The 24,212-nt window shown below is 36.5% G+C and carries 22 protein-coding genes; 14 read left to right on the forward strand and 8 right to left on the reverse strand.

The annotated features are described in order from the left end of the window. Positions 1-185 precede the first annotated feature (185 nt). The 4 genes from K5G00_RS16395 to K5G00_RS16405 all read left to right on the forward strand — a co-directional run bounded on the left by K5G00_RS16395 (position 186) and on the right by K5G00_RS16405 (position 2,578). Positions 186-593 (forward strand): hypothetical protein, encoded by a 408-nt coding sequence (locus K5G00_RS16395; protein WP_238767267.1) that lies wholly within the window; start codon positions 186-188, stop codon positions 591-593. A gap of 146 nt (positions 594-739) precedes the next feature. Then, the gene (locus K5G00_RS30210) at positions 740-883 is read left to right on the forward strand and encodes a DUF4870 domain-containing protein (protein ID WP_394800870.1); all 144 of its coding nucleotides are present in this window, start codon (positions 740-742) and stop codon (positions 881-883) included. 213 nt (positions 884-1,096) lie between these two features. After that, positions 1,097-1,915: a CPBP family intramembrane glutamic endopeptidase gene (locus K5G00_RS16400; protein WP_238767268.1), complete on the forward strand. Its 819-nt coding sequence runs from the start codon at positions 1,097-1,099 to the stop codon at positions 1,913-1,915. A gap of 261 nt (positions 1,916-2,176) precedes the next feature. Continuing rightward, positions 2,177-2,578, forward strand: coding sequence for a GFA family protein (locus K5G00_RS16405; RefSeq protein WP_238767269.1), 402 nt, complete (start codon positions 2,177-2,179; stop codon positions 2,576-2,578). A 151-nt stretch (positions 2,579-2,729) separates the two neighbouring features. On the opposite strand, the gene K5G00_RS16410 is transcribed toward K5G00_RS16405, so the two are convergent. The 3 genes from K5G00_RS16410 to K5G00_RS16420 are packed head-to-tail and all read right to left on the reverse strand — an operon-like array spanning position 2,730 to position 8,403. Next, on the reverse strand, positions 2,730-4,022 hold the full coding sequence (locus K5G00_RS16410; RefSeq protein WP_238767270.1) for a TolC family protein: 1,293 nt from the start codon (positions 4,020-4,022) through the stop codon (positions 2,730-2,732). Continuing rightward, positions 4,022-7,216, reverse strand: a complete 3,195-nt coding sequence (locus K5G00_RS16415; RefSeq protein WP_238767271.1) for an efflux RND transporter permease subunit — start codon at positions 7,214-7,216, stop codon at positions 4,022-4,024. Before K5G00_RS16415 ends, K5G00_RS16410 begins: the two co-directional genes overlap by 1 nt. A 2-nt stretch (positions 7,217-7,218) precedes the next feature. After that, positions 7,219-8,403: an efflux RND transporter periplasmic adaptor subunit gene (locus tag K5G00_RS16420; protein WP_238767272.1), complete on the reverse strand. Its 1,185-nt coding sequence runs from the start codon at positions 8,401-8,403 to the stop codon at positions 7,219-7,221. 387 nt (positions 8,404-8,790) lie between these two features. On the opposite strand from K5G00_RS16420, the gene K5G00_RS16425 reads away from it, so the two are divergent. The 9 genes from K5G00_RS16425 to K5G00_RS16465 all read left to right on the forward strand — a co-directional run bounded on the left by K5G00_RS16425 (position 8,791) and on the right by K5G00_RS16465 (position 19,619). Continuing rightward, complete coding sequence (locus tag K5G00_RS16425) at positions 8,791-9,114, forward strand: cupin domain-containing protein (RefSeq protein ID WP_238767273.1); 324 nt, start codon at positions 8,791-8,793, stop codon at positions 9,112-9,114. 84 nt (positions 9,115-9,198) lie between these two features. Then, positions 9,199-10,770 carry an L-aspartate oxidase gene (gene nadB, locus K5G00_RS16430; RefSeq protein WP_238767274.1) on the forward strand — a complete coding sequence of 524 codons (1,572 nt, stop codon included), beginning with the start codon at positions 9,199-9,201 and terminating at the stop codon, positions 10,768-10,770. A 5-nt stretch (positions 10,771-10,775) separates the two neighbouring features. Then, on the forward strand, positions 10,776-11,618 hold the full coding sequence (gene nadC, locus K5G00_RS16435; RefSeq protein ID WP_238767275.1) for a carboxylating nicotinate-nucleotide diphosphorylase: 843 nt from the start codon (positions 10,776-10,778) through the stop codon (positions 11,616-11,618). Next, positions 11,619-12,350 (forward strand): type III pantothenate kinase, encoded by a 732-nt coding sequence (locus tag K5G00_RS16440; protein WP_238767276.1) that lies wholly within the window; start codon positions 11,619-11,621, stop codon positions 12,348-12,350. Beyond that, positions 12,337-13,641 (forward strand): PorV/PorQ family protein, encoded by a 1,305-nt coding sequence (locus K5G00_RS16445; RefSeq protein WP_238767277.1) that lies wholly within the window; start codon positions 12,337-12,339, stop codon positions 13,639-13,641. Before K5G00_RS16440 ends, K5G00_RS16445 begins: the two co-directional genes overlap by 14 nt. A 29-nt stretch (positions 13,642-13,670) precedes the next feature. Further along, the gene (locus K5G00_RS16450; protein WP_238767278.1) at positions 13,671-15,308 is read left to right on the forward strand and encodes a tetratricopeptide repeat protein; all 1,638 of its coding nucleotides are present in this window, start codon (positions 13,671-13,673) and stop codon (positions 15,306-15,308) included. Between the two features lie 63 nt (positions 15,309-15,371). Then, on the forward strand, positions 15,372-16,055 hold the full coding sequence (gene lptC / locus K5G00_RS16455; protein WP_238767279.1) for an LPS export ABC transporter periplasmic protein LptC: 684 nt from the start codon (positions 15,372-15,374) through the stop codon (positions 16,053-16,055). A 10-nt stretch (positions 16,056-16,065) separates the two neighbouring features. Beyond that, positions 16,066-17,331: a hemolysin family protein gene (locus K5G00_RS16460; protein ID WP_238767280.1), complete on the forward strand. Its 1,266-nt coding sequence runs from the start codon at positions 16,066-16,068 to the stop codon at positions 17,329-17,331. Between the two features lie 164 nt (positions 17,332-17,495). Next, positions 17,496-19,619 carry a peptidylprolyl isomerase gene (locus K5G00_RS16465; protein WP_238767281.1) on the forward strand — a complete coding sequence of 708 codons (2,124 nt, stop codon included), beginning with the start codon at positions 17,496-17,498 and terminating at the stop codon, positions 19,617-19,619. Between the two features lie 62 nt (positions 19,620-19,681). Here the strand turns inward: K5G00_RS16465 and K5G00_RS30215 are convergent, their stop codons facing one another. Both K5G00_RS30215 and K5G00_RS16470 read right to left on the reverse strand, forming a co-directional pair. After that, entirely contained in the window at positions 19,682-19,810 is a 129-nt protein-coding gene (locus K5G00_RS30215; protein WP_394800868.1) for an FKBP-type peptidyl-prolyl cis-trans isomerase, read from the reverse strand. Then, entirely contained in the window at positions 19,810-20,115 is a 306-nt protein-coding gene (locus K5G00_RS16470) for an FKBP-type peptidyl-prolyl cis-trans isomerase N-terminal domain-containing protein (protein ID WP_238767282.1), read from the reverse strand. The genes K5G00_RS30215 and K5G00_RS16470 overlap by 1 nt, the downstream gene beginning before the upstream one ends. A 126-nt stretch (positions 20,116-20,241) precedes the next feature. On the opposite strand from K5G00_RS16470, the gene K5G00_RS16475 reads away from it, so the two are divergent. After that, positions 20,242-21,546 (forward strand): hypothetical protein, encoded by a 1,305-nt coding sequence (locus K5G00_RS16475; protein WP_238767283.1) that lies wholly within the window; start codon positions 20,242-20,244, stop codon positions 21,544-21,546. A 55-nt stretch (positions 21,547-21,601) separates the two neighbouring features. On the opposite strand, the gene K5G00_RS16480 is transcribed toward K5G00_RS16475, so the two are convergent. The 3 genes from K5G00_RS16480 to K5G00_RS16490 form a co-directional block, all read right to left on the reverse strand. Then, positions 21,602-22,381 (reverse strand): LytR/AlgR family response regulator transcription factor, encoded by a 780-nt coding sequence (locus tag K5G00_RS16480; RefSeq protein WP_238767284.1) that lies wholly within the window; start codon positions 22,379-22,381, stop codon positions 21,602-21,604. Beyond that, positions 22,371-23,405, reverse strand: coding sequence for a sensor histidine kinase (locus tag K5G00_RS16485; protein WP_238767285.1), 1,035 nt, complete (start codon positions 23,403-23,405; stop codon positions 22,371-22,373). Before K5G00_RS16485 ends, K5G00_RS16480 begins: the two co-directional genes overlap by 11 nt. 64 nt (positions 23,406-23,469) lie before the next feature. After that, the gene (locus K5G00_RS16490) at positions 23,470-24,111 is read right to left on the reverse strand and encodes a hypothetical protein (RefSeq protein WP_238767286.1); all 642 of its coding nucleotides are present in this window, start codon (positions 24,109-24,111) and stop codon (positions 23,470-23,472) included. Positions 24,112-24,212 lie beyond the last annotated feature (101 nt).

A 24,212-nucleotide genomic window follows, 5' to 3' on the forward strand; every position in this document is an offset into this window, starting at 1 on the left:
TCTCAAAAGGTTAAATATAGTTTTTACACAGACTCCCGTTATCACTCATTGGGAAAATAAAGATGTAACATAAAATAAAAACAATTTTTCTGAATCTTCATTACCACGTACAACGACAATAAATTTAAAGAATACTGTAAAAACAAAATGAAATATAGAAATAGGTTTAATATAAAACAAACAATATGAAAACAACGTGTCTTAATTTAATTTTTAAAAATATTTTCATTGCATCCGTGTTAATAGCAATGATTAGTTGTAACAAAGAAACTGAAAATCCTCCCGGAGGAGATCATCTTACACCAGAAGAAATAGAAGAACAGGCTTTTTTAGGGGTGACTGTTCCTTTTCTAATTCAGGAAGACAGTGATGGCATTTACACTGTAGGACTATCACCTCATGCAAGACCGTTCTCTTTTAGTGAAAAATTAACAGATGGAACAAAACATCTAAAACTTCTTAAAGACTCAAAAGAAACAGATATTCCTGTCAGAGTCTATGTTTATCCAAATACCAATGATATTTGGTGGGTCGAAGAAGCAACAAAGGAAGATATTCAGAAATATGAAGCTGCAAAACAACAAAAAGAGTAGCAGAAACAAAATACTGGAAATTTGAACTCAAATAAAAAATGTGTGGTAAAAAATTGCAAATTGTGTAATGCGGGACTTGTGCTTTTGCGCTCCAAGTTTTACCAGAAGAAATCATAGATTGGCAGATTCAAGAAGATGACAATATTATAACATTGATTAATCTATCTCAATTTAGATTTATGTTTTCTTCTTGGATTGGAATAATCGTACCAATGATTATCTGGATTAACAAAAAAAATAAAAACGTTGATTCTATCGGTAAAGCAATTTTAAATAACCAGATTTCCTGAAACATATATTACTTTTTGGAATGCTGATAGCCTCATTTGTAATAAGTCCACTAATAACTATAATCTGGTATTTATATAATTTTATATTATTATCAACACGAAAAAATATATCAAGAAAAAACCAGTGAATTATAAACCAGCTTTTAAAATTCTGTAATAAATTGCGCGACACGAAAAGTGCAACCATAAAATGGCTCACAAAAAACATAATCTATGACGAAAAATTATCCAAACGTAACGCAGAGTTTTGGAATTGCCGGAATTGTAATTTTAGGGATGTTATTCCTCAATCCGGTAAATATAGTATTGGAAAAATTGATAGGAAAAGAGGCCTCAATGTTTATTTATTATCTTTTGGCAATTGGACTACCTTTTCTCATTGTTTATACCATAAGAAAAAGAAAAACAAGGGAGGATTCATTTAACCTCAATATTGAAAACAAGCTTATAATACCTTTTGTAGTTGCCGGAACAATAGCCCTACTTTTTGGAATTATTTCACCAATTGGAAGTTTAATTCCAATGCCTGAAAATATTCAAAAAGTATTTATGGATTTCGGTAGTCAGACAGGATTTTTTCCATTTTTACTAATGGTTGTTGCCGCTCCGATATTGGAAGAATTGATATTTAGAGGGATAATCTTAGATGGTTTGTTGAAGAATTATTCACCCGAGAAATCGATCCTTCTATCAAGTTTTTTATTTGGGCTGGTACATTTAAATCCATGGCAATTTGTAACGGGATTCATAATTGGACTGTTTGCAGGGTGGGTTTACTATAAAACTCAAAGCTTATCACTGACCATAATAATTCATGCAACAGCAAATCTGAGTGGATATATAATGAGGTATTTTATAGATATGGATTCTTCGATGGATGACAGTTTGGTGAGAATGTACGGAGGGCTTACCAATTTAATATTTGTAATTCTTGGCTCAATTATTATCGCCTCTGCTTGTATATATTTCCTGGGAAAAGAATTTAGTAAAACGAAAGTAGAAATGGCCGCACAAAACAAAAGCTATATATAATGCGGGATACAACGGGTAAAACAACTGCAGTCCTCCGCATAAACAACACCAATTCATCTTTGATGATTTGGGTAGCTGACTTTAAAAGAATAAAATATTGAAATTTCAGGGATTTAATTTTACGTTGCAGACAAACTTGTTATGCTTTATTTAAACAGGGAGAAACAGCTTCAACGATAGGAAAAGTATAAGAAATTTAGTTTTAGTACCGAAAAAGGATTTCTACCGAATTCATAATTATAAAAAATACTAATTTATCATATGGAATACCTGGGGTCTTGTTTGTGCAAAGGAATTAAATTTAAAGTTACAGGTAACTTTGAGCATTTTTATTTATGTCACTGCAGATACTGCAGGAAAGACACAGGCTCCGCTCATGCTGCAAATCTGTTTTCAACAACTGCTAAACTTGAATGGATAAAAACAGAAACCGAAATTAGAACGTTTCGCCAAAAAAAAAGTGACCATGTGAAAGCCTTTTGTACAAATTGTGGTTCTGCGTTGCCCAATTTGCAAATGGAAGGGAAGCTTTTAGTGATTCCTGCAGGATGTTTAGACACTAAATTAAAAAAACGGCCTGATGCACATATTTTTATCTCAAATAAAGCAAATTGGGATGAGTCGCTGGAAAAAATAAATAAATTTGAACGTTTCCCTGATTAAATCGGAAATAGTAGAAGTATTAATATAAATAAAGCCGGAGAAATAGCTTACGGCGATTAATTGTTGAACCTAACTGAAAAATTCTCTCTCAGTCGATCACAACCATCTATAAAAAGCGGGGAATTTCAGAAATGAGATTCCCCGCTTTTTTTTATTCATATTCCTGAATTATCGTACCGGTAAGCCGCAACAATGCAGTGTGGGAATCAATAAAATTATAAATTGCTTCCAGTCTTTGTTGCGCAGCATTTAAATAAATATTCTGAACATCGCGAAAATTAAAAGAATTGATAGCTCCTGCTTCAAACTTTTCACGCGAAATCTGAAGATTCAATTTTGCTGCTTGAAGATTTTCATTAGCTACGTCCAGTAACTCTTTCCGCACCTGATAAAATTCAAATAAATTGGAAAGGCTATTGGTTAAATCATGTTGCATCTCTCCAATCTCAACCGTTCCCACTTCCTCATCAATCTTTGCTATTTGCAGGGCACGTTTTCGGTTTCCACCGCTAAAAAGATTAAAACTTAGTGTAAAGTTTCCATAAAATGATGCTGAATTCGCCCAGTTTGTACCCGAATTTTCGAAAGCGGTTCTTGCGCTGTTTCCATTCGCTCCGCCTGAAAAATCCAAGCTTGGAGAGAATGCACTTTTAGCCGAAGCAACTGCATTTTCCAGTAAACGCTGATTTACATATTGATTCTGCAAACTTTTGTTGTTCTCAAACATCTGTGTTCCCAGTTCTGCCAATGAATAATCCACCGGAATTGCCTCAAAACTGTCGGTCAGATTATAGGCAACATTACCGTTTTCCGCCATCAGATAATTTAAATCTCTAAGTGCATTCTTGTATGCCACCTCCTGCAACATAAATCCGGCTCTGTCAGAAAGGTAAGAATTCTGTGCCTGTAAAACATCATAGGTTACAAACGTTCCAAAGGCTTTTCTTTCTTCTGCCTGTCTGTACCTGTCTTCCGAAAGCGACATCACCTCGCGATAGACTTCAAGCTTTTCTTTCTCAAGCAAAACAGTATAATACGAGAGGATAACAGATTGAATCGTACTTTCTACCATAATAGCGGTATTTTGTTTTGAAAGTTGTTCAAGCTCCTCAAATCGTTGTTTGGCAATTCGAACTGACCAACCGTCAAATAATGTCCAATTCAAACTTGCACCTCCGGTAAACCTGTTTACCGTAGTGTTTTCACCTTCCGAAATATTATAGGAATTATTGTCGGCCAACGACAAATTCATGTAAGGATATCTTCCGGCGTTTCCCCAGTTATTTTGAATTTCTGCGATTTGCTGTTCACCGCGAATAATTTTCATTTGATAATTATTCTCAAGGGCTCTTTCAACAGCTTTATTCAAACTTAATGGCTGTTGAGCTAAAGCAACAAAACCTGTAAAAACAAACAGGATTAATATTGAAACTATTTTTTTCATTATTCGTTCTCTTTTTCAGGTTTCTTCCCGTTATCTATTTTCACCTGCGCATGTATCCATGCAATCTCTACTTCTTCCGGAGAAAACTCACGTCCATACCAGAACTTTCTGACTGTTCGACGAATATCGTTTAGCACTAAAATCAGAGCAGGAAAAAACAAAAGAATAAAAAAGGTACCAAACAATACACCATAAACCAATGAAATGGCCATAGGAATAAGAAACTGTGCCTGGAAACTCTTTTCCAGAATCAAAGGATACAAGCCAAAAGACGTTGTTAATGAGGTTAGAATAATGGGACGCAATCTTGTTTTTCCTGCTTCAACAATTGCATCTTTTACTTTTTTCCCTTCAACAATCAGTGAATTAAATTTTGACATAAAAACCACAGAATCATTTATTATCACTCCCGTTAAAGCAACAATTCCCCATAAACTTAATATCGACAATGGTTTTCCGTGTAAGCCATGCCCCCAAACTGAACCTAAAACAGAAATGGGAACTAAAATAAGTATGAGTAATGGTTGCTCAAATGATTTAAAGTTTATCATCAAAATAAATATAATGGCGAGAAAAGCCATTGGGAAAAGAAACATTAAATCGCCCATACTCCGCTCACTTTCTCTCTGTTGTCCCTGAAACTCTACACTTAATCCCGGGTAAAGCATTTTTAGTTCAGGTATTATATCAGCTTTTATCTGATCCAGTATTTCTGTAACCGATGCATCGGGATCAACCAGGTCGGCATTTACTCTTATCTCACGTTTTCCATTAAAACGATTAATGTTAACAGGCCCGCGTTTTAGTTCGTAATCGACCAACTCCGTTAACGGAAATTCTCCCTGTGGTGTTTTTATCCTCATTGCTTCCATTTGCCCGATTCGTGCTCTTCCTTCAGCCGGATATCTCACCCAAATTCTAAGTTCATCGCGACCTTCCTGCAGGCGTTGTGCTTGTCCTCCGTAAAAGCCTTGGCGCACCTGATTGGCAATGCTTGATTCCGTAAACCCCAACATATATGCTTTTGGCTTTAGTTTGAGTAATATTTCCTGTTTCCCCATCGCATTTGTATTCACAATGTCCTTTAATTGAGGAAGCTCATGTAATCGCTCCATCAAATAGTCCCGAGCGGCTTCCAGCTCCTGAATATTTCTGGAAAGTAAACCAACTGAGACAGGATCTCCAAACCGGTTCCGTGCACCAATCGTATATTTTTCCGCCTCGGGAACCAGCCCAACCTTCTGTCGTATGCGCTGAATTATTTCATAAGAACTTATCCCTGTTTCTTCTGAATTTCGCGGAGAAACGTCAACACTCCCTGTATGGGCTCCGGATTCTTCACCATCGAAAGCCGAACCTAAGTGTACGATACTATTTTCTATTATCGGGAGTGTGTCGTTATATTCGGCCATCATTTCCTCGTTAACCACCCAAACAATGCTATCAAAACGTTGCAGGTATTGCATTGTTTGTTTTTCTCCCGAACCGGGAGTAAATGCTATATTGATATTAAAAGAATCAAATTCCATTCGAGGAAAAAATGTCGTTTTAATAAATTGTCCGCCAATCAACCCTACAGTAATCAGAATCATGGCCAAAGGAATTCCCATTACAATATATCTCCACTCCAGTACCAAATTCATTACTCTGTCGTAAGCGTAGTCGCGAAGCCAATTAAAAAAACGCTCGGTATATTTCCGAATACCTTTTGCTTTTGCATGTAATACTTTTTCATTTAATACATGCTTATTGCTTAAGTGGGGAGGTAAGACAAAAAAAGCTTCAAACAAAGAAAAGAAAAGACTTAAAATTACGATCATGGCCATTTCGTACATCATCTCCATTCTCCCGGTTATAAAAATAAGCGGAGAAAAAGCTACCATAGTAGTTAACACTGAAGTAATTACAGCGGGAATTACTTCTACCGTTCCGTCGACAGCTGCTCGCATCGGGCTTTTGCCTTTTTCAAAGTGCTGAAAAATATTTTCACCAATCACAATCCCATCGTCCACAAGAATTCCAATAACCAGAATCATTCCGAATAGCGATTGGATATTGATTGTAATACCAATGGCATTGGCAACAATAAACATAGCCAGGAATGATGACGGGATTCCCCATGCTACCCACAAAGAGAGCCGTGTACTTAGCATTATCCCAAGAGCAAGTATAACCAACAGTAATCCTTGCCCACCATTCTTATATAACAGGCTTAACCTGGAATGTAAAATTTCAAGATACGAACGAGAAATAATTAATTCTACCCCCGGATTTTTTTTATTAAAATCAACTACATATTCTTTGATATATTTGTCAATATCATCCAAATCCTCCGTAATCAACTTCATTACGGTAATGTTTATCAAGGGTTTTCCTCTTTCCAATGCTTTGTTTGGCGTATCGGAGAATTTCTTTTTCACATCGGCAATATCCCGAATTCTCAATACACTGCCATCAGGATTTGCACGAAGAATAATGTCACCAATTTTATTTGGATCGGCGCTGCGGGATCGCAGCCGAATCAATAATTCTTCTTCCTCCGAGCGAATTTGTCCACCTGAAACATCTCGGTTATTTTGTGAAATTGCATTCTGGAGTTCGTCGAATGTAATTCCATACCGTAACAAATCTTCTTCTTTGGCTTCCACTGAAATTTCCAATGAAGGATATCCGGAGAGAGAAACCTGGCTAATAAACCCTGATGCCAGAAAGTCTTCTTCAACCTGCTGTGCATAACTTTTTAAGGTAAGCAAATCAACGTCGCCCGTAACCAGAAGCCGCATTGCCGGTGAAGTTGTACGTCTCTTCGAAACAATTGGTCGTTCTGCTGCTGTTGGAAAAGAAGATATTCCATCCACCGCGTTTTTTACTTCTATTAATGCTTCATCGATATCGTAGTTAGGCTCAATTTCGATCGTCACACGTGAGCTATTTTCTGAGGATACAGAATTTATTTCATAAATCCCCGGGATAGCTCTCACCGCCTCTTCTATTCTGGAAGTTACTCCTTCCTCCATTTCCACCGGTGAAGCTCCCGGATAAAATACACTCACTGATAAAATATGTGATTCTCGCTCCGGGAAGAATGACTTTTTCATTGAAACCATACTTAATCCTCCCACAACAACGAGAAACAGGATAATCAGATTTGCGTAAAATGGAAACCTAACAAATAATTCAACTGCTTTTTTCATTTTTAAGCCTGTTTGTCCGGTTTATTATTCTGATTATTTTGTCCTTCTCCCGTTTGATTATCTTCATCCAGAATTCCTACCGGGCTATTTTCTTTCACATTTATAAGTGGCTCAACAACAACTTCTTCACTCTCTTTAAGTCCATTAAATATAAGTGTTGTCTCATTGGTTTTTAATATATTAATCTGGCGTTTTTTGAGTTCTCCACCTTCTACGATAAAAACTTCATTTGAATTAAATATTGCATTTCGGGGAATTTCCATTGCACTGTGAATCTTCTGGCCCGGAAAAAGCACTTGTTTATATTCTCCAGTCAATAGTTCATCGTTATTTAAAGAGTTCACTCTGACAAAAATACTTCTAAACTGATTTTCGTTTACAAAGTCTGATTTTCGGACCACAGTACCAGGTTTCATATCTGTGTGGTTTCTTGAATAAACCTCTACTTTATCTCCTATTTTAATCCATTTGCTTTGTTCATTTACAACAGGCACTTCAACCTCCAGCTGGTCGGTACGAATCATTTTTGCAATTTGCCCGCCGGTATTTACATACGCTCCGACTTCAAAATTCACCTCTGTAAATGTTCCGCTAAATGGCGCGTACAAAGAGTGTCTGCTTAATCTTTTTTCATCCTGTTTGATGCCGTAATACTCACTCAAAACACCTCGGCTTGCCAAAAATATTTTTAATTGTTCTTGTTCTACCTCGGGCAATTCCGGCAAATTTTTATTCATATCAATAGCATTAAAAAACTTTTGAAATAATTCATACTGATCAGGATAATCAATTTTAATATCGGGAAGTAATGTTGTAATGGAAGTTAAAAAATTACTTTTTCGTGCTTTCAGAGCCAATTCAACTTCGTCTTTGTATATAGTGGCTATCAATTGTCCTTTTCGAAACGAAGTTCCTTTTCTTAATGACACTCCTCCTTCTTCTATTTTACCTGAAGCTTCTGCAACCAGCATCACTTCGCTGCTCGACACCACCCTGCCCTCGCTGGAAAGCGGTGAAACAATATCAGAGTAAACAACCGTTTTGGCTTTAACAAATCTTTTCAAGTCCTGTTCAGGCCTCATCTGCGGTTCGGGTTTTAGCGAAATAAATAGCATCGAAAGTGCTGCAGAGCCTCCCAACAATAGAATCAAGGCCACAACAATAAAAGTGATTTTTCTCCAACTCATAATCTAAACGTATTTAATGTTTCTGGTAAATTTTTTTGACACAAAATAAGCTTAATAACAAATGTTTAGGCTTTGCAAAAAATTGCAAATATAGATTGTTATTTGGTAATAATTCTTCTAAAATGAAATAAACCATCAACCTGCTCATTATTAGAAATCTACTTTGAGACTTGCTTTTTTATTGAAAGTTTAAATTTAAAACTGAAAAATATTTCAAAATAAACCAACAGTGATAATGCTGATTGTACTCTGAAACGTTCAAAAAGAAACTTGCAAAAAAAACAAACTAAAAGCCTTTTTCTTTATTCTCATAGAAAAACAGAAAGAAAAATTTTGATGATTTGAGCCAGTCTTTTAAATTCACTTTTCAAATTTTATTAAATAAAGATGTTCACTAAAAACAATTCAAAAGCATTTAAACCACTCATCGAAGGAGTTTTAATGCGTCCTTTGGTTTTTGAAGAAAAAACAATACTATGCGAATTCAAGCTTCAAAAAGGAAATATTCTGCCCAGTCATCAACATCCGTATGAACAAACCGGCTACCTGGTTTCAGGGAAATTAAAATTCAGAATAGGAGAAATATGGCACGATGCTGAAACGGGAGACAGCTGGTGTATACCTGAGAATGTGGAACATGAAGTTGAAATAATTGAAGATTCGATAGTAATCGAACTGTTCTCACCCATCCGTCCCGACTATCTTCCTTAATAAATCTATTATTCGTGAAAAAATTCATGTAATTGCTTAAAAGAAATACTAACTTTGCGCGTCGATCCGGAAAGGACTATTTTAATGCAAATACTTGAATTTGACACAGTTGTAATAGGCAGTGGATTAGCAGGGCTTACGGCTGCATTTCACTCTTCGAAATATGGGAAAGTTGCTGTTGTAACAAAATCGCAACTTGACACCAGTAATTCTTATTATGCCCAGGGTGGGATTGCTGCAGCAATTACCGATGACGATTCTCCTGAACAACATTTACGCGACACCAGCGATGCAGGCCGCGGACTTTGTGACATTGACGCCGTCGAGGTTTTAGTAAACGAAGGAAAAGAGAGAGTTTTAGACCTTATCAGTTTAGGTATGGCCTTTGACAAAAAAGAAGGGAACTATGTACTTGGACTGGAGGGAGGTCACAGAAAACGTAGGATTTTGCATGCCGGAGGAGATGCAACGGGGAAAGAACTAACCTGTTTTATGCTGCAGAAAGTAAAAACGCAAAAAAATATTCAGGCTTTTGAATATGTAGCAGCGATCCATCTGTTAAAAGAAAAAAACTGCATTTTAGGCGTTCAATGTTACGACTTCACCACGCAAAAGAATATTGTATTTAAAAGCAAAGCTGTAATACTGGCAACCGGAGGTTTATCCAGAATTTTTGCCCGTTCGACAAATCCGCACACAGCAACCGGAGACGGAATAGCAATGGCTTATGAAGCCGGAGCAAAAATTGCAGACATGGAATTTATTCAGTTTCACCCGTCGGCGCTGTATGTTCCCGGAAAAGAAGCCTACCTGATTAGTGAAGCTGTGAGAGGAGAAGGAGCCTGGTTACTTGATGAAAACGGGAACCGATTTATGAAAGACATTCATCCACAAGCCGAACTTGCACCGCGTGATGTAGTTGCTTACAATATTTTCAGACAAATCCAGAAGTCAGAATCCAATCATGTATATCTTTCTCTCCGGCACCTCGAAAAAACAAAAATTGAAAAACGTTTTTATCATATCAATTCTCATTTAAAAGAATATGGGTTTGATTTAAGTTCTGATTTGTTGCCTATATCGCCGGCAGCACATTATATGGTTGGGGGAATAAAAACCAACCTTGAAGCGGAAACCAACATTTCAGGACTATTTGTTTGCGGCGAAGCTGCTTCAACAGGGGTAATGGGAGCTAACCGACTCGCCAGCAACTCCCTACTTGAATGCCTTGTATTTGGAAAAAGAGCCAGCGAAAAGGCAGCAAAAATCAAAGAAAAAGAGTGTAATTTCCCTGAAATAAATCCAATAAACGTAGACCCTTCAAACGAAAAAATATTTCTGGAAATTCAAAATAAACTGGCAGAAACGATGACAAAATACCTCGGAATTGTCAGGACACAAAAAGAAATGGAAGATGCGCTGCGTTATTTCAACCAGCTTGAAACCAGATTTGAAAATTACAATAGTGAATACAATCTTTTAAAAATAAAAAACTCCGTTCAAATTTGTAAATTAATAACAATGGCTGCGCTGAATCGTAAGGAAAGCAGAGGTGGACACATTCGGGAAGATTTTAAAAATGAAAAACCGGAATTTGAACACCATAGCATTCAGCAAAAAGACAGGAATATTCAATTTGAACCAGTAAGAAAATAAATATCATGGATGAAAAAATATTGAAATCAGCAGAAGTGCTTTTTAATTTGGCATATGCTGAGGATATAGGGGATGGTGATATAACCACAAATAATCTGATTCCACCAAATAAAAACAAAACCGCTATTTTGGTAGCGAAAGAAGAAGGGGTAGTTGCCGGTCTTCCGGTTGCTGAAATGGTTTTTAAAAAATTTGACGGGAAACTGCAATGGAAAACGATATTACCGGATGGAAGTAAAGTAAAACAAGGAGATATTATCGCTGAATTCAAAGGGAATTACAGGGCCTTATTAACCGGTGAAAGAAAAGCTTTAAACTTTTTGCAGCGTTTATCGGGGATTGCTTCTTATGCCAGTAAATGTATGAAAGAAGTTGAAGGAACAAAAGTTGAAATTCTGGACACCCGCAAAACTTTACCCGGCTACCGTTACCTCGATAAATATGCCGTAAGAATGGGAGGGGCATCAAATCACCGTTTTGGTTTGTATGATATGGTTATGATTAAAGACAATCACATACAGGTGGCAGGTGGCATAAAACAAGCGGTTGAAGCTATTCGCAATAAGATTCCGAAAAGTATCAAGATTGAAGTTGAAACGACAAATCTTGATATGGTACAGGAAGCATTGGATGCTGATGTAGATATAATAATGCTCGACAATATGAGTTCCAGACTGATGACAGAGGCAGTTAAACTCATAAATAAAAAAGCTAAAATTGAAGCTTCAGGAAACATGACAATCAAACGTATCAGAAAAGTAGCGGGTACCGGAGTTGACTATATTTCCATTGGCGCATTAACGCATTCGGTAAAAGCGTTGGATATCAGTCAAAGAATTATTGATTAGATGAATCTGGTAATTGATATTGGAAATACCCGCACAAAGTTTTCGGTGTTTAACCACGGAGAAGTTTTAATAACGGTTCCCGTTGAAGAATTCTTACCGGAACATATTGAGGTTTTAAAAGACGAACATCCTTCGCTTGACAAAGTAATCTTATCATCGGTAAAAGAATATTCGCCACAGCTAAAGAAAGCGTTACAAAACAATTTCAAAACATTTATTGAACTGGATTACGAAACGCCAATTCCTTTAGAAAACAAATACATTTCAAAAAAAACACTCGGGAAAGACCGAATTGCGGCAGCGGTTGGTGCATACGATTTATATCCTGGCACAAATATTTTAATTATTGACGCCGGCACAGCAATAACATACGACATGGTAAACGACAAAAGCCAATACCTTGGCGGAAATATCTCTCCGGGAATAACGATGAGATTTAAAGCATTACATCAGTTTACCGGAAAACTTCCATTGGTGGAACAAAAACAATACAGCAAATTGTATGGTATCACCACTGAAGAGGCCATCCTTGCCGGTGTTCAAAACGGTGTAAGCTACGAAGTAGATAAAACCATTGAAAATTTTAAGGAATTTTATAGTAATTTAAAAGTTATTATTACCGGAGGCGACGCTGAATTTTTTGATAAAAAATTAAAAAATTCTTTCTTTGTACATTTCAATTTAGTAGCCTTAGGTTTAAATCGCATATTAGAACATAATGGGGAGAATTAGCAGAGTTAGTCTTATTATCGGATTAATACTTTTTCCGACAATATTATTCGCACAATTTAATAACAACACAACATCACCTTATTCGAGATTTGGATTAGGAGATCTTTCTTCCAGAAGTCTGGGGCGAACTGCAGCCATGGGAGGTGCTTCACTGGCAAGCCGAAACAGTTTGCAAATAAACATGGCAAATCCGGCATCGTACAACTCACTTGATTCGCTTGCCTTTTTATTCGAATTTGGAATAAATGGTAAGTTCTCAAAATTTAACAGTGAGCTGGAAAGTACAGGTGCAAACGATATCAATTTCAATTATCTGGCATTCAATTTTCGTATCACGCCTTGGATGGCTGCGAGTATGGGATTGACACCTTATTCAGATGTTGGCTACAATATTGAAATTTACGATTACCTGGAGAACACAGGCAATTTTTATACTGTATATTATGGCGATGGTTCACTGTCGAGGGCTTATCTTGGTTTCGCGGTAGAGCCCTACAAAAATATTTCTTTGGGTGCAAACCTTAATTATCTCTTTGGAAATCTATCTCACAACTCTGAATTATATTTTTTGGACTCGCCTTACTTCTATAATGCTCAAAAATATGAGCGGGTAAGAATTCGTCAGTTTGGTTTTGATTTTGGCCTGCAAGCCATTTTGCCGCTAAAAAACAACCAAAAAATTATTTTTGGTGCAGTACTGGAAAATAAGCCTGAATACAGAGCATTTAAATCAGACATCGCCCAAAAAAATATAAGTATAAGTGTTCCGGTAGGAACATCAACAACTACCGTCTCTGATCAGGACACCATAAACATCCAGGAAGAAGAAAAAGGAAAAATTAAATTTCCGTTAACATATGGAGCAGGCGTCTCCTATGTAAAGGAAAACGAGTGGGAAGTAAATTTTGATTACTACCATCAAACATGGTCAGATGCAACTTTTTTTGGAACTATAAACCCGGTTTTGACAGATTTAAATAAATTTGCAATTGGTGCAGAATGGATTCCTGATAAATTTTCTATTCGAAGCTATATAAAAAGAGTAGCATATCGCGCCGGGATAAAATATGAGAAATCATACCTTATGCTTAACAATCAACAAATTAATGATTTTGGCATAACTTTTGGTATTGGTTTACCGATATATCGTTCCAGTTCAACAATTAATATAGCTGCTGAATTGGGGAGAAGGGGTACAAAAAAGGATAATTTAATTGAAGAAAAGTACGCAAAATTAAATCTAAGTGTTAATTTGCACGACCTTTGGTTTATCAAAAGGAGATACGATTAAGAATAATTAAAATAAAAACTAATACTACAATGAAAGCTAATATTCGTAAAACGCTGCTATTTGTGTCAGTTTTGATGTTTTTCTCAACTTTCGTAATAGGGCAAAAAGTTTTTAAAGGTACAGTTTACCGAGATGGTGAGCCAGCTGCCGGGGTTACAGTTGAAGTTCACAGAGGGGGAGATATGATGACCAGTTTCGATGGTAAATATGAGTTACAAGGCGATGAAAAATCAAAATGGATTCGGTTTACGTTTATCGATGATACAGAAAAAATAGATATTCCTGAAAATTCAGATGGTATTATCAATTTTGCTTTTGACGGAAATATTCCTGAAGAAGGCGGCGGTGGTAGCACAGCAGTTGGAGGTGTTAGTATGAAAAGCCAGGAAGAATTGGTTAAAGAGCAGAACCAGGATTATATTAATGAATATTCGTTATATACTGAATTCTACAAACAAGATGATTACAATTCGGCACTTCCTCACTGGAAAAAAATATATACCAACTACCCAAAATCTTCTTCCAATGTATACATTCAGGGGATAAAGATGTACCAAAGTTTTGTTGAGAATGCATCTACTCCGGAAGAAAAAAACAAGTTCATCGATGAGTTGATGAAGGTTTACGACAAAAGAGTTGAACATTTTGGAGAAGAAGGATATGTTCTTGGAAGAAAAGGAACGGATTGGTTAAAATATAAAGTCGTTCAGCAGGAACTAAGCTTAGATGCCCAAAAAAGTGCATTAAAAAGCGGTTATGAATGGATCAGCAAATCGGTAGAATTACAAGGCGACAAAACAGAAGCACCTGTTTTGGTTTTGTTAATGCAAACATCAAAATCATTGTTCAAACTTGGTGAGCTTTCAAAAGAAGCAGTTGTAATGAATTACGAGAAATGTAATACCATTATGAACTCAATAATAAGCCAAGATTCCGATGCAGATATGGTTTCTTTAGTTAAAGAAAAAATTCAACCTGCAATTGAAAGTATTTTTGGAACGTCAGGTGCAGCTGATTGCGAAGCCTTGGTAAATATTTACAAACCGCAATTTCAGGAAAAAGGAAACGATATCGATTTCATCAAATCAATGCTTCTTAAATTGGGGCGTGCCGATTGTGACGAAAGCGAACTGTTTGCTGAAGCAACTGAAAAATTATACGAACTTGAACCATCAGCCTTGGCTGCCTACAACATGGCCCGCCGCCTCGTAAAAAGGAACGACATTGAGAAAGCAAAAGAATATTACAAAGAAGCCATGGAACAAGAAACAGATGAGGAGCTTCTTGCAACCTATTATATGCAGTATGCAAAAGTTCTTTTTAGCCAAAGTACCTATCCGGAAGCGCGGAGTTACGCAAGAAAAGTTTTGGATATCGAGGATAACTGTGAAGCGAACATGTTGTTAGGTGAAATCTATGTTCAGGCTACCCGTTCCTTTAGCGGTTCAAAACTTGAAAAAGATGCCATTTTCTGGTTGGCTGTTGATTATTTTGCAAAAGCAAGAAGAGGAGAAGATTGCTCAATTGAAGCAGCACAAAAGATTGCTACTTACAGCGCTTACTTTCCAAATAAAGAAGATGCTTTTATGGAAGGATTACAGGAAGGACAAACTTACAAAATTGGTGGTTGGATAAACGAATCAACAAAAGTAAGGTTCAATAAATAAGAAGAACACTTCTTCAAATAGGATTTACAAAATCAAACCTATTAAAATTGGTGGTCGGAATATATGAATCGTCAAAAATTAGGTTTTAAAATAAAGCAACAAATAAAAGCATTAGGTATTGCAGCTCTTTTTATGGGGGCTGCAATACTTTTCTTTGCCTGTGAGAAAAATAACCTCGAAGAAATAAAAGCATTCAGCTCCGCAGAAGATCTTCCTGTTCTGGAAGCATCTGATTTTGAAACCATCGATACCGACTCAGGTGTTATCAGATACGAATTAAAAGCACCTAAATTGCTTCAGTTCGAAACAGAAAAAGATTCTTATTCGGAATTTCCTGAAGGTGTTGAACTAACAGAATATGATGCAAACAAAAAAATAATCTTTAGTATAACTGCAAATTACGCCAAACAGTTTTTAGAGGAAGAAAAGTGGGAAGCAAAGAACAATGTTATTGCAATAAATGCACAAGGAGATACACTTAAAACAGAACATCTGATATACGAAGAGAAGGAAGGGAAGATATATACCGAGGAGTTTGTCCGGATTATTCGACCAGATCAGACCTACACAGGCGTTGGCTTTGAATCGGATCAAGCTTTGGGAAACTGGAAAATCAAAGATCTTAAAGGGACTGTTTTCGTATCTTCTAAAAATACGGAAAAAACGGAAGACAATATTTCTCAAGAAAATGATTCAGGGAATGATGCGGACACCCAATCAGGTCAGAAAAAAATAGAATTCAATTAGTAAACCAAAGATGAATCTGTATATTATCATCTTAATTACCATTCTTCTGTCTGCATTTTTTTCAGGTATGGAAATCGCTTTTGTATCTGCCAATAAATTGCGATTGGAACTGGATAAAAAGTCAGAGCCGTTTAGTTCCAGGATTCTAAAATTTGTTACGGCCGACTCAGGGCATTATATAGCAACCATGCTGGTGGGAAACAACATTGCCCTGGTAATATATGGTATCGCTTTTGCCGGACTTCTCGAACCGGCTTTCCGGAATTTTATTGAATCCGAATCATTAATTCTGCTCCTCCAAACCATTGTTTCCACAATAATTATTTTGGTTTTTGCAGAATTTTTGCCCAAAACACTGTTTCGTATTTTTCCAAATACCATTTTGAATATTTTTGCCCTACCTCTTGCATTGTTCTATGTGATCTTTTATCCAATTACAAAATTTACAATTAGTATAACCAATTCATTATTAAAATATTTCCTAAAAGCCGATGTAAAAAAATCATCCAAAGATCTCGTTTTCGGGCGGGTTGATCTGGATGAATTTGTAAAAGAAAATGACCTTCAAAGCCCCGACAAAAAAATAAATATCGAAACAGAAGTAAAACTTTTTAAAAATGCGCTCGATTTCTCAAAAGTAAAACTCCGGGAGATTATGGTTCCGAGAACAGAGATTGAAATGCTCGATATTAATGCAACAATTAACGATTTACGTCAGAAACTGGTAGAAACAGGCTATTCACGAATCCTGATTTTTGATGAAAATGTAGACAACATCATCGGGTACGTCCATTCATCGGTAATTTTCCAAAACCCCACCTCAATAAAATCTCACATTCAAAAAGTTTTGATAGTCCCTGAATCAATGCCAGCCAACAAATTGTTGAGTACATTCATTCAGGAACACCGAAGCATAGCTATTGTGGTTGATGAATTTGGAGGAACTTCAGGGATGGTTACCAGTGAAGATATTCTGGAAGAAATATTTGGAGAAATTGAAGATGAACACGACACCAGCGCAATTATAGAAAAGAAAATAAGTGAAAGCGAATACATTTTCTCAGGTCGGGCTGAAATTGATTTATTAAACGAAAAATACTTCTTTGAACTCCCCGAAAGTGAGGAATTTGAGACGCTTGCCGGACTAATACTTTTTCGTCATGAAAGTATCCCTAAAATTAATACGATAATAAAAATTGATAATTTCCAGCTAAAAATATTAAAAGCTACCAGCACAAAAATAGAATTGGTAAAACTCACACTGCCCAACGATTAGAAATTACCAAAGCACTGTCGCGAATTTATCTTAAAATCAAATGTTTACATTATTTAACAGGGTACTGTTAAAAAAAAAATAATTGTTCAGGTATAATATCGAAAATTGTTATCTTCGTAGCTCGAAAAAATTAAGTAGAAATTTATTAAAATTACTGTTATTCAATGGCAACGTTACAAAAGATAAGAACGAAAGCAGGATTGTTGGTAGCAATTGTAATTGGTGTTTCACTTGCCGCATTTATTCTTGGCGACATGCTACAGTCAGGAAATTCTCTGTTTCGGAAAAACCAGCTAAAAATTGGAGAAGTTGACGGAGAATCAATTCAATATCCTGAATTTCAACAAAAGGTTGAAGAACTTGGTGAAATTTACAGAATGAATTCAGGCCAAAGTCAATTGGATGAAAATACCTGGGTACAAATACGTGAACAAACCTGGCAAAATTTTATTCAGGAAAAAGTTATGGGAGATGTTTATGATGACCTTGGAATTGACGTAAGTTCCGACGAACTTTTTGATATGCTCCAGGGAAGCAATCTTCATCCAATCGTTCAGCAATTGTTTGCAAACCCCAATACGGGTCAGGTTGATCGAAATGCAATCGTAAATTTTTTGAAAAATCTGGATACAGGAGTTGATCCAGAACAAAGACAATACTGGCTTTATCTTGAACAACAAATTGTAAAGGACAGAATTCAGACAAAATATGCCAATATGGTTGGGAAAGGTTTGTATGTAACCACCGAAGAGGCACAAAACAGCCTCGTTGCCAGAAACAAACAATTCAACATCGACTATATTCTATTGAATAACAATTCAGTTGCCGACAGCCAGATTGTGGTTACACAAAAAGACATAAAAAATTATTACGACGCACACAAAGAAGATTATAAACAGGAAACGACGCGGAGAATAGAATATATAAACTTTCCCGTTGAACCATCTGCTACCGATTTCAGAAATACTGAAGAATGGGTCAAAGATATTAAAACCGACTTTGCATCGGCAACAGACAATATTCAGTTTGTAAATTCAAACTCTGATATAAGTTTTGACGGAACCTGGTTCAAGAAGGACGAACTTCCTGTAAATATTGGCAATTGGATTTATGAAGAAAATGCTGATACAAATGATGTTTTCGGTCCTTATTTCGAGAGTGAAGCATACAAACTTGCCAAACTCAATGCGATTGAGATGTTACCCGATTCGGTAGAAGCACGTCATATTTTGTTGCGGGTAAATACACAAGCTGAAGTTGCAGTCATACAGAATTTGGCCGACAGTTTAAAAACTGCTATTGAAAACGGAAGTGACTTTGCCACACTGGCACGCCAGTTCTCAACCGATCAGGGCTCAGCAATTCAGGGGGGAGATCTAGGTTGGTTCGGTCGTGGACAAATGGTAAAACCTTTTGAAGATGCTGCTTTTAGCAATAAAGTAAACGAGGTAACTGTTGTTATGTCTCAATTCGGGTTTCATGTAATTCAAACAACAGATCGTGGAAAATTATCAAAACAAATTCAGGTAGCTTACCTGGTAAGAAATGTTCAACCAAGTACACAGACCTATCAGGATGCATATGCAAAAGCAAGCAAATTTGCGAGTGAAAATACAAATTATAAAGAATTTGAAGCTGCCGTTGCTGAACAAAACTTAACCAAAAAAGTTGCGACTATTGGCGAGAATGACCGTTTGATTGCCGGGTTGGAAAACCCAAGACAGTTAATTCGTGCAGCTTACGAAGCTGAAGAAGGTGATATAATTTTTAGCCAGGAGGAAACACCTATTTTTGAATTGGGTGATAATTTTGTAATCGCTGCATTAACCAATATTACAGAAGAAGGAATTGCTCCTTTAGATGATGTTCAGGCACGTGTGGAGCTCGCTGTTACAAAAGAGAAGAAAGCGGAACTACTAAAAGAAAAAGCAGCTGCTGCAATGAATGGAAAAACAGATTTGCAGGCCATTGCAGGAGAACTTGATGCAACCGTTGAAAATGCAACAAGTATTAACTTTAACTCGTTCCAGTTGCCGGGAGTAGGATTAGAACCCGCTGTTATTGGAACTGCAGCATCGCTTGATACAGATCAGCTTTCAAAACCAATCGTGGGTAACAACGGAGTTTTTATTGTACAGGTTACGTCAGTTAACGAATTGGAAAATCAGGATGTTGCTGCAGAGCAAACTCGTTTGGCACAAAGCTTAACATTCCGGGCAAACTCTCAGGTTGTGAGTGCCCACGAAAGTGAAATAGAGATTGTTGACAAAAGATCTAAATTCTATTAAAAATATTTGAGAATAAGAGAGAAAAGCTGGCTCCATTGGGAGTCAGCTTTTTTATTTTTAATCTATAAGATTTCCAATAAGCGAATATCAAAAATCAGTGTTGCATTAGGAGGTATTTTGTTTCCTGTTCCTTTTCGCCCCCACCCTAATTCGGGAGGAATCCAAAATTTAAATCTGCTCCCTGCATTCATCAAAAGCAAGCCTTCCTGTAAGCCCTCAATAGCTCTTCAACTTTAACAAGCTCGGGAGCATTTTGTCGGTAGGTATCTTCTAATATTCTTCCATCAAGCAACATGGCTCGCTGATGAATCTTTACTTCGTCAAAAATGGCCGCAATCCTACCACCTTTTTTTTCTTCTACGATTGTATATTGTAATCCGGATTCAGTCTCAATTACGCCTTCTTTTTTTCTGTTTTGAACTAAGAAGTCCTCGCCAACTCTCCTGTTATTACCGGCGGAACCTTTATTTCGTTTCTTTTTCTCTCTCTTTGCCATAAACAATCTGTAAAATTCAACTATTTGAAATGTAAATAAAATATATAAATTTGCACGGTTTTTATTAACTAAATCCCCCCGGAAAAACAAAATTGCAACTTTAACCTAACTAAAAACGAATTATAGATGATTTCAAAAATATTTAATCTTACCGTCGTTATTCTTCTTTTGGTCACTTTTCAGATTTATGCCGGCAACAATCCAACAAACGACGATATCAAAAATATAAATACTACACGCATAAAGGGAGTTTCCCCCTACGGAAAAAAAGAAGGTAAACCGAAAGTTTTTATCGAAGGAATATGGCTCGATTTCGACTACATGAGACGGCACCTTCCATATATTGATTTTGTAAACGACCCTGCCGTTGCAGATATCCACATTATTATAAACAACCGCATCAGCGGTTCTGGCGGGCAGGTTTATTCTATTCGATACAACAACAATACGTTTGAAAACTTCACAGAATATACACTATCGTGCACAACAGCCTCAAGCGACACATACGAAGAAAGAAGAGGAAAAATCGTAAATACCATTACGCTGGGGTTAATGCCTTTTGCAAACGAGACAGAAGTAGCCGGCAACCTTTCTATTCGCTATCGTGGAGAACAAAATGAAATTAAACCGATTGTAACCGATGACCCCTGGCATAACTGGACATTCAGGGGAACCTTTAACGGAGATATTTATATGGAAGAAAGCCGAAAAAACTTCAATTATTCATATAATCTCAGGGCTGATAAAGTTACGGAAGACTGGCGTATAAGAAATTTTGGACAAATGAGTGTAAGAACAAGAGAATATGAGGATGATGGTGAAATATACCGTTCTGAAAACACCAGTAGTAATATTTCGTCAAGTGTAGTAAACAGTCTTTCAAGCCGTTGGTCTGCAGGTGCGTTTTTTGGTTATTCAAACAGCAACTACAGCAACCTCGTTTATTCTATTTCGGCAAAACCAGCTGTGGAATACAATATTTTCCCCTGGGATATTTCAGACCGAAAAGTTTTCACAATCGCCTATTATATCGGACCGGAGTGGAAAAGGTATTATGAAGAAACCATTTACGGAAAATTTCAGGAAAGTTTATGGGAACAGACATTGCGCCTGGACTTGCAAATTGTTCAGACCTGGGGCGAAATTGAAGCCGGACTGGATGCTTCAAACTATCTTCATGACTTTAGCAAAAACAGAATCACTTTTGACTCTGATTTATCCGTTCGTATTGTTCGCGGCTTCTCCGTAAATTTCAATTTCAGGGTTGAGAATATTCACGACCAGATTTATTTGGCAAAAGGAGATGTTTCACTGGAAGACATACTTCTAAACAAAGTTCAGTTACCGTCGACTTTCGAAGTGAGAGCAGGAGTAGGTGTCAGATTACAGTTTGGGTCCATATACAATAACATTGTAAACAACCGGTTATAACACCAGTTTAGATAAAGATTTACTTTTTACAAACAAGATCTCTTTTCATCTTAAACTAACTGTCTCCTTCAATCCATTTTTTAAAAGTTTTTACTTTTTCGCGCGCGACCAAGAAATCATCCTCAGCGGGGTTTTGAACTTTCAGCTTTAATCTTGAATTACTGTATGCAATTACATCCTGAATGCTTTGTAATGAAATGAGATACTTCCTGTTTATTCTGAAAAACGCAGATGGATTAACCATTTCTTCAATCATTTCCAGGCTGTAATCCAAAAGATAATCTTTCCCATCTGCCAGTTTCACATAGGTTCCTTTTTGATAACTATAAAAATACAGGACATCATAAATTTCGATAATCCGAAGATGACTGCCCACTTTTGCAAGAAATCTTTCTTTAAACTTTCTCCGGCTAAACGATGAAACAATCTCCTCTATAATTCCTGGCGAAAGATTCGGAGGTTTGGAAGGTGCTATTCTTTCATATTTTTGCAAAGCGTTTTCAAGTTCCTTTTTTTCAATCGGTTTCAGAATATAATCAACACTGTTAACTTTAAAAGCCTGTATCGCGTATTGATCATAGGCAGTAACAAAGATAACCGGGCAATTCAAATCTACTTGTTCAAATATTTCAAAACTCAGTCCGTCGCCAAGTTGAATATCAAAAAATGCCAAATCCGGTTCATCATTTTTCGAAATCCAGTTAATTGCAGATTTAACCGTATCGCAAACCTCCAAAATCTTTGCTCCCGGCTTCAAAGAAGCAATCAGAGCTGCCAGTTGCGCTGCAGCCAGAGGTTCATCCTCTACAATTAATATTTTTATTTCATTCTCCATCCAAAACAATTAAAGGCAATATGACTCTGAAGTAACGATTGTTTTCACTGATGTTTACTTTTTTGCCGGTTAAAAACTCGTAGCGGCTCGCCAGATTTTTTAAGCCTGTTCCACTACCCGGCTCCAACACTTTTTTAAATTGAATATTATTTTCAACTATCAATTCGTAATCATCAGTAATTGCAATCACTATTTTGAGTGGATTCGCTTTCGAAATCTCATTGTGTTTTACCGCATTTTCAACCAACACCTGTAAAGAGAGTGGAATAACTCTTCCTCTAATGTTTTCATTTGCTATAATCTCCACATCAAGTGCTTCGCCAAAACGGATTTGTTGTAAATAAATGTACTTTTTAACAAAAGCAATTTCTTCTTTTAACAAAATAATATCCTGATCTTTATAGTGAAGAACATCGCGGTAGAAAAGCGACAGTTCACGCGTAAATTTTTTTGCCTTTTCTGAGTCAACATCAATCAAAGATCCCAGCACATTTAAACTATTAAAGAGGAAGTGTGGATTTACCTGATTTTGTAAAACCTGATACTTTAATGACAACGCCTCTCTTTTTATTTCTTCCGACTGAGTAACCTCACTTCGCCATGCCTTGAAAAATGAGATCGCATAAATAATAGCTGCAACAATTATAAAAATAATATATTCAGAGATTATCATAGACGTATTTGAAGCCCAGAAATCTCTCAACTCCTGATCTAAAACTACTATAAACCAAAACCAGTTTACAATAAAGATTACAACACTTGAATATACAAAGTGCATTAAAAGAGCTGCAACAACACTTTTCACTGGTCGATTAATCCAGTCTATATACCGTTTTTCGTACCAGCGGAACAGATATCCGTTGGCAAACAACGGCAATCCGAGACACAAAGAATAACCCGCGTTCCAAACATAAACCGAAAAAGGCCGGTTTAATGTGCCGGTTATTAACAGCATTGTAGTTATTCCAATTAAAATGGAAATAAATGCAGCATAAACAATTCCAATAAAATTCTTTTGAAGCACGGTGCAATTTTAAAAAATGATATACATTATAAAAATAAACTAAAAAATCAGGGAATTAACAATCCTACGATTCTCCCAGGCAAGACTTTAACATTTGGGTATTGTGTTCTTTTCCCCAGGTAGGAGACAGCGAGCTCAGAGCTTGAAAAGCTTCAAACTTTTTTGTGGCTTTTTCAAAAAAGGGTTTGGCCTTTTCAGCTCCACCGCCAAACATTTTGGGAGTATGGTAGGTATTCATGCCACGCAAATAATAAACTCTCGGATTTTCAGGATCTAATTTTTCTGCAACGGCCAACGCTTCATTTGCCAATCCCGAATATTTCATCCCTTTTGTCATATCGGTTATTCTTAGTTGGTAAATAAACGCTTGTAAAACATAAACTTCTGATTCTTCAGAAGCCATATCTTTTAAAACATCCATTTCATTTTGAGCCATATCCAATCTCTGATGTTTTTCGTCGGCACTCATCTCGCCAAATACGGTCGACATAACAAAACAATACGAAGCATAATACCTTGGAAGCCATTTGTCTTTTTCAACCGAGGCAATCCGAAGAAACTGGTTTGCCTGGCTTAGCATTTCAGGCCCGGAAGTTATTTTATACATTTTCTCAATGTTTTTCTCCATTGTTTCTTTATAGCCAGAGGCAAAAGTGCTGCTCGCATAAACAGCAATAAAAAGAGTGACTATTAAATTTTTTTTCATGACATTGTTCTTTTTAAATTTACACTATTCAAATTTCTTACAGATTTATTCTTTTTGAAAAACTTGTTAACCGAACTGTTGATTTCTAGGGATGAATTGCA

It is taken from the genome of Maribellus maritimus, from assembly GCF_022267315.1.
GTDB classification, from domain to species: domain Bacteria; phylum Bacteroidota; class Bacteroidia; order Bacteroidales; family Prolixibacteraceae; genus Draconibacterium; species Draconibacterium maritimum.

Coding starts and splice junctions, on each gene's coding strand:
- K5G00_RS16445 (WP_238767277.1), top strand. CDS start 12,337: ATGGGGAGAATTAGCAGAGTTAGTCTTATTATCGGATTAATACTTTTT.
- K5G00_RS16420 (WP_238767272.1), bottom strand. CDS start 8,403: ATGAGTTGGAGAAAAATCACTTTTATTGTTGTGGCCTTGATTCTATTG.
- nadB (WP_238767274.1), top strand. CDS start 9,199: ATGCAAATACTTGAATTTGACACAGTTGTAATAGGCAGTGGATTAGCA.
- K5G00_RS16440 (WP_238767276.1), top strand. CDS start 11,619: ATGAATCTGGTAATTGATATTGGAAATACCCGCACAAAGTTTTCGGTG.
- K5G00_RS16460 (WP_238767280.1), top strand. CDS start 16,066: ATGAATCTGTATATTATCATCTTAATTACCATTCTTCTGTCTGCATTT.
- K5G00_RS16410 (WP_238767270.1), bottom strand. CDS start 4,022: ATGAAAAAAATAGTTTCAATATTAATCCTGTTTGTTTTTACAGGTTTT.
- K5G00_RS16400 (WP_238767268.1), top strand. CDS start 1,097: ATGACGAAAAATTATCCAAACGTAACGCAGAGTTTTGGAATTGCCGGA.
- K5G00_RS30215 (WP_394800868.1), bottom strand. CDS start 19,810: ATGAATGCAGGGAGCAGATTTAAATTTTGGATTCCTCCCGAATTAGGG.
- K5G00_RS16405 (WP_238767269.1), top strand. CDS start 2,177: ATGGAATACCTGGGGTCTTGTTTGTGCAAAGGAATTAAATTTAAAGTT.
- K5G00_RS16450 (WP_238767278.1), top strand. CDS start 13,671: ATGAAAGCTAATATTCGTAAAACGCTGCTATTTGTGTCAGTTTTGATG.
- K5G00_RS16475 (WP_238767283.1), top strand. CDS start 20,242: ATGATTTCAAAAATATTTAATCTTACCGTCGTTATTCTTCTTTTGGTC.
- K5G00_RS16425 (WP_238767273.1), top strand. CDS start 8,791: ATGTTCACTAAAAACAATTCAAAAGCATTTAAACCACTCATCGAAGGA.
- K5G00_RS16480 (WP_238767284.1), bottom strand. CDS start 22,381: ATGGAGAATGAAATAAAAATATTAATTGTAGAGGATGAACCTCTGGCT.
- lptC (WP_238767279.1), top strand. CDS start 15,372: ATGAATCGTCAAAAATTAGGTTTTAAAATAAAGCAACAAATAAAAGCA.
- K5G00_RS16465 (WP_238767281.1), top strand. CDS start 17,496: ATGGCAACGTTACAAAAGATAAGAACGAAAGCAGGATTGTTGGTAGCA.
- nadC (WP_238767275.1), top strand. CDS start 10,776: ATGGATGAAAAAATATTGAAATCAGCAGAAGTGCTTTTTAATTTGGCA.
- K5G00_RS16415 (WP_238767271.1), bottom strand. CDS start 7,216: ATGAAAAAAGCAGTTGAATTATTTGTTAGGTTTCCATTTTACGCAAAT.
- K5G00_RS16490 (WP_238767286.1), bottom strand. CDS start 24,111: ATGAAAAAAAATTTAATAGTCACTCTTTTTATTGCTGTTTATGCGAGC.
- K5G00_RS16395 (WP_238767267.1), top strand. CDS start 186: ATGAAAACAACGTGTCTTAATTTAATTTTTAAAAATATTTTCATTGCA.
- K5G00_RS16470 (WP_238767282.1), bottom strand. CDS start 20,115: ATGGCAAAGAGAGAGAAAAAGAAACGAAATAAAGGTTCCGCCGGTAAT.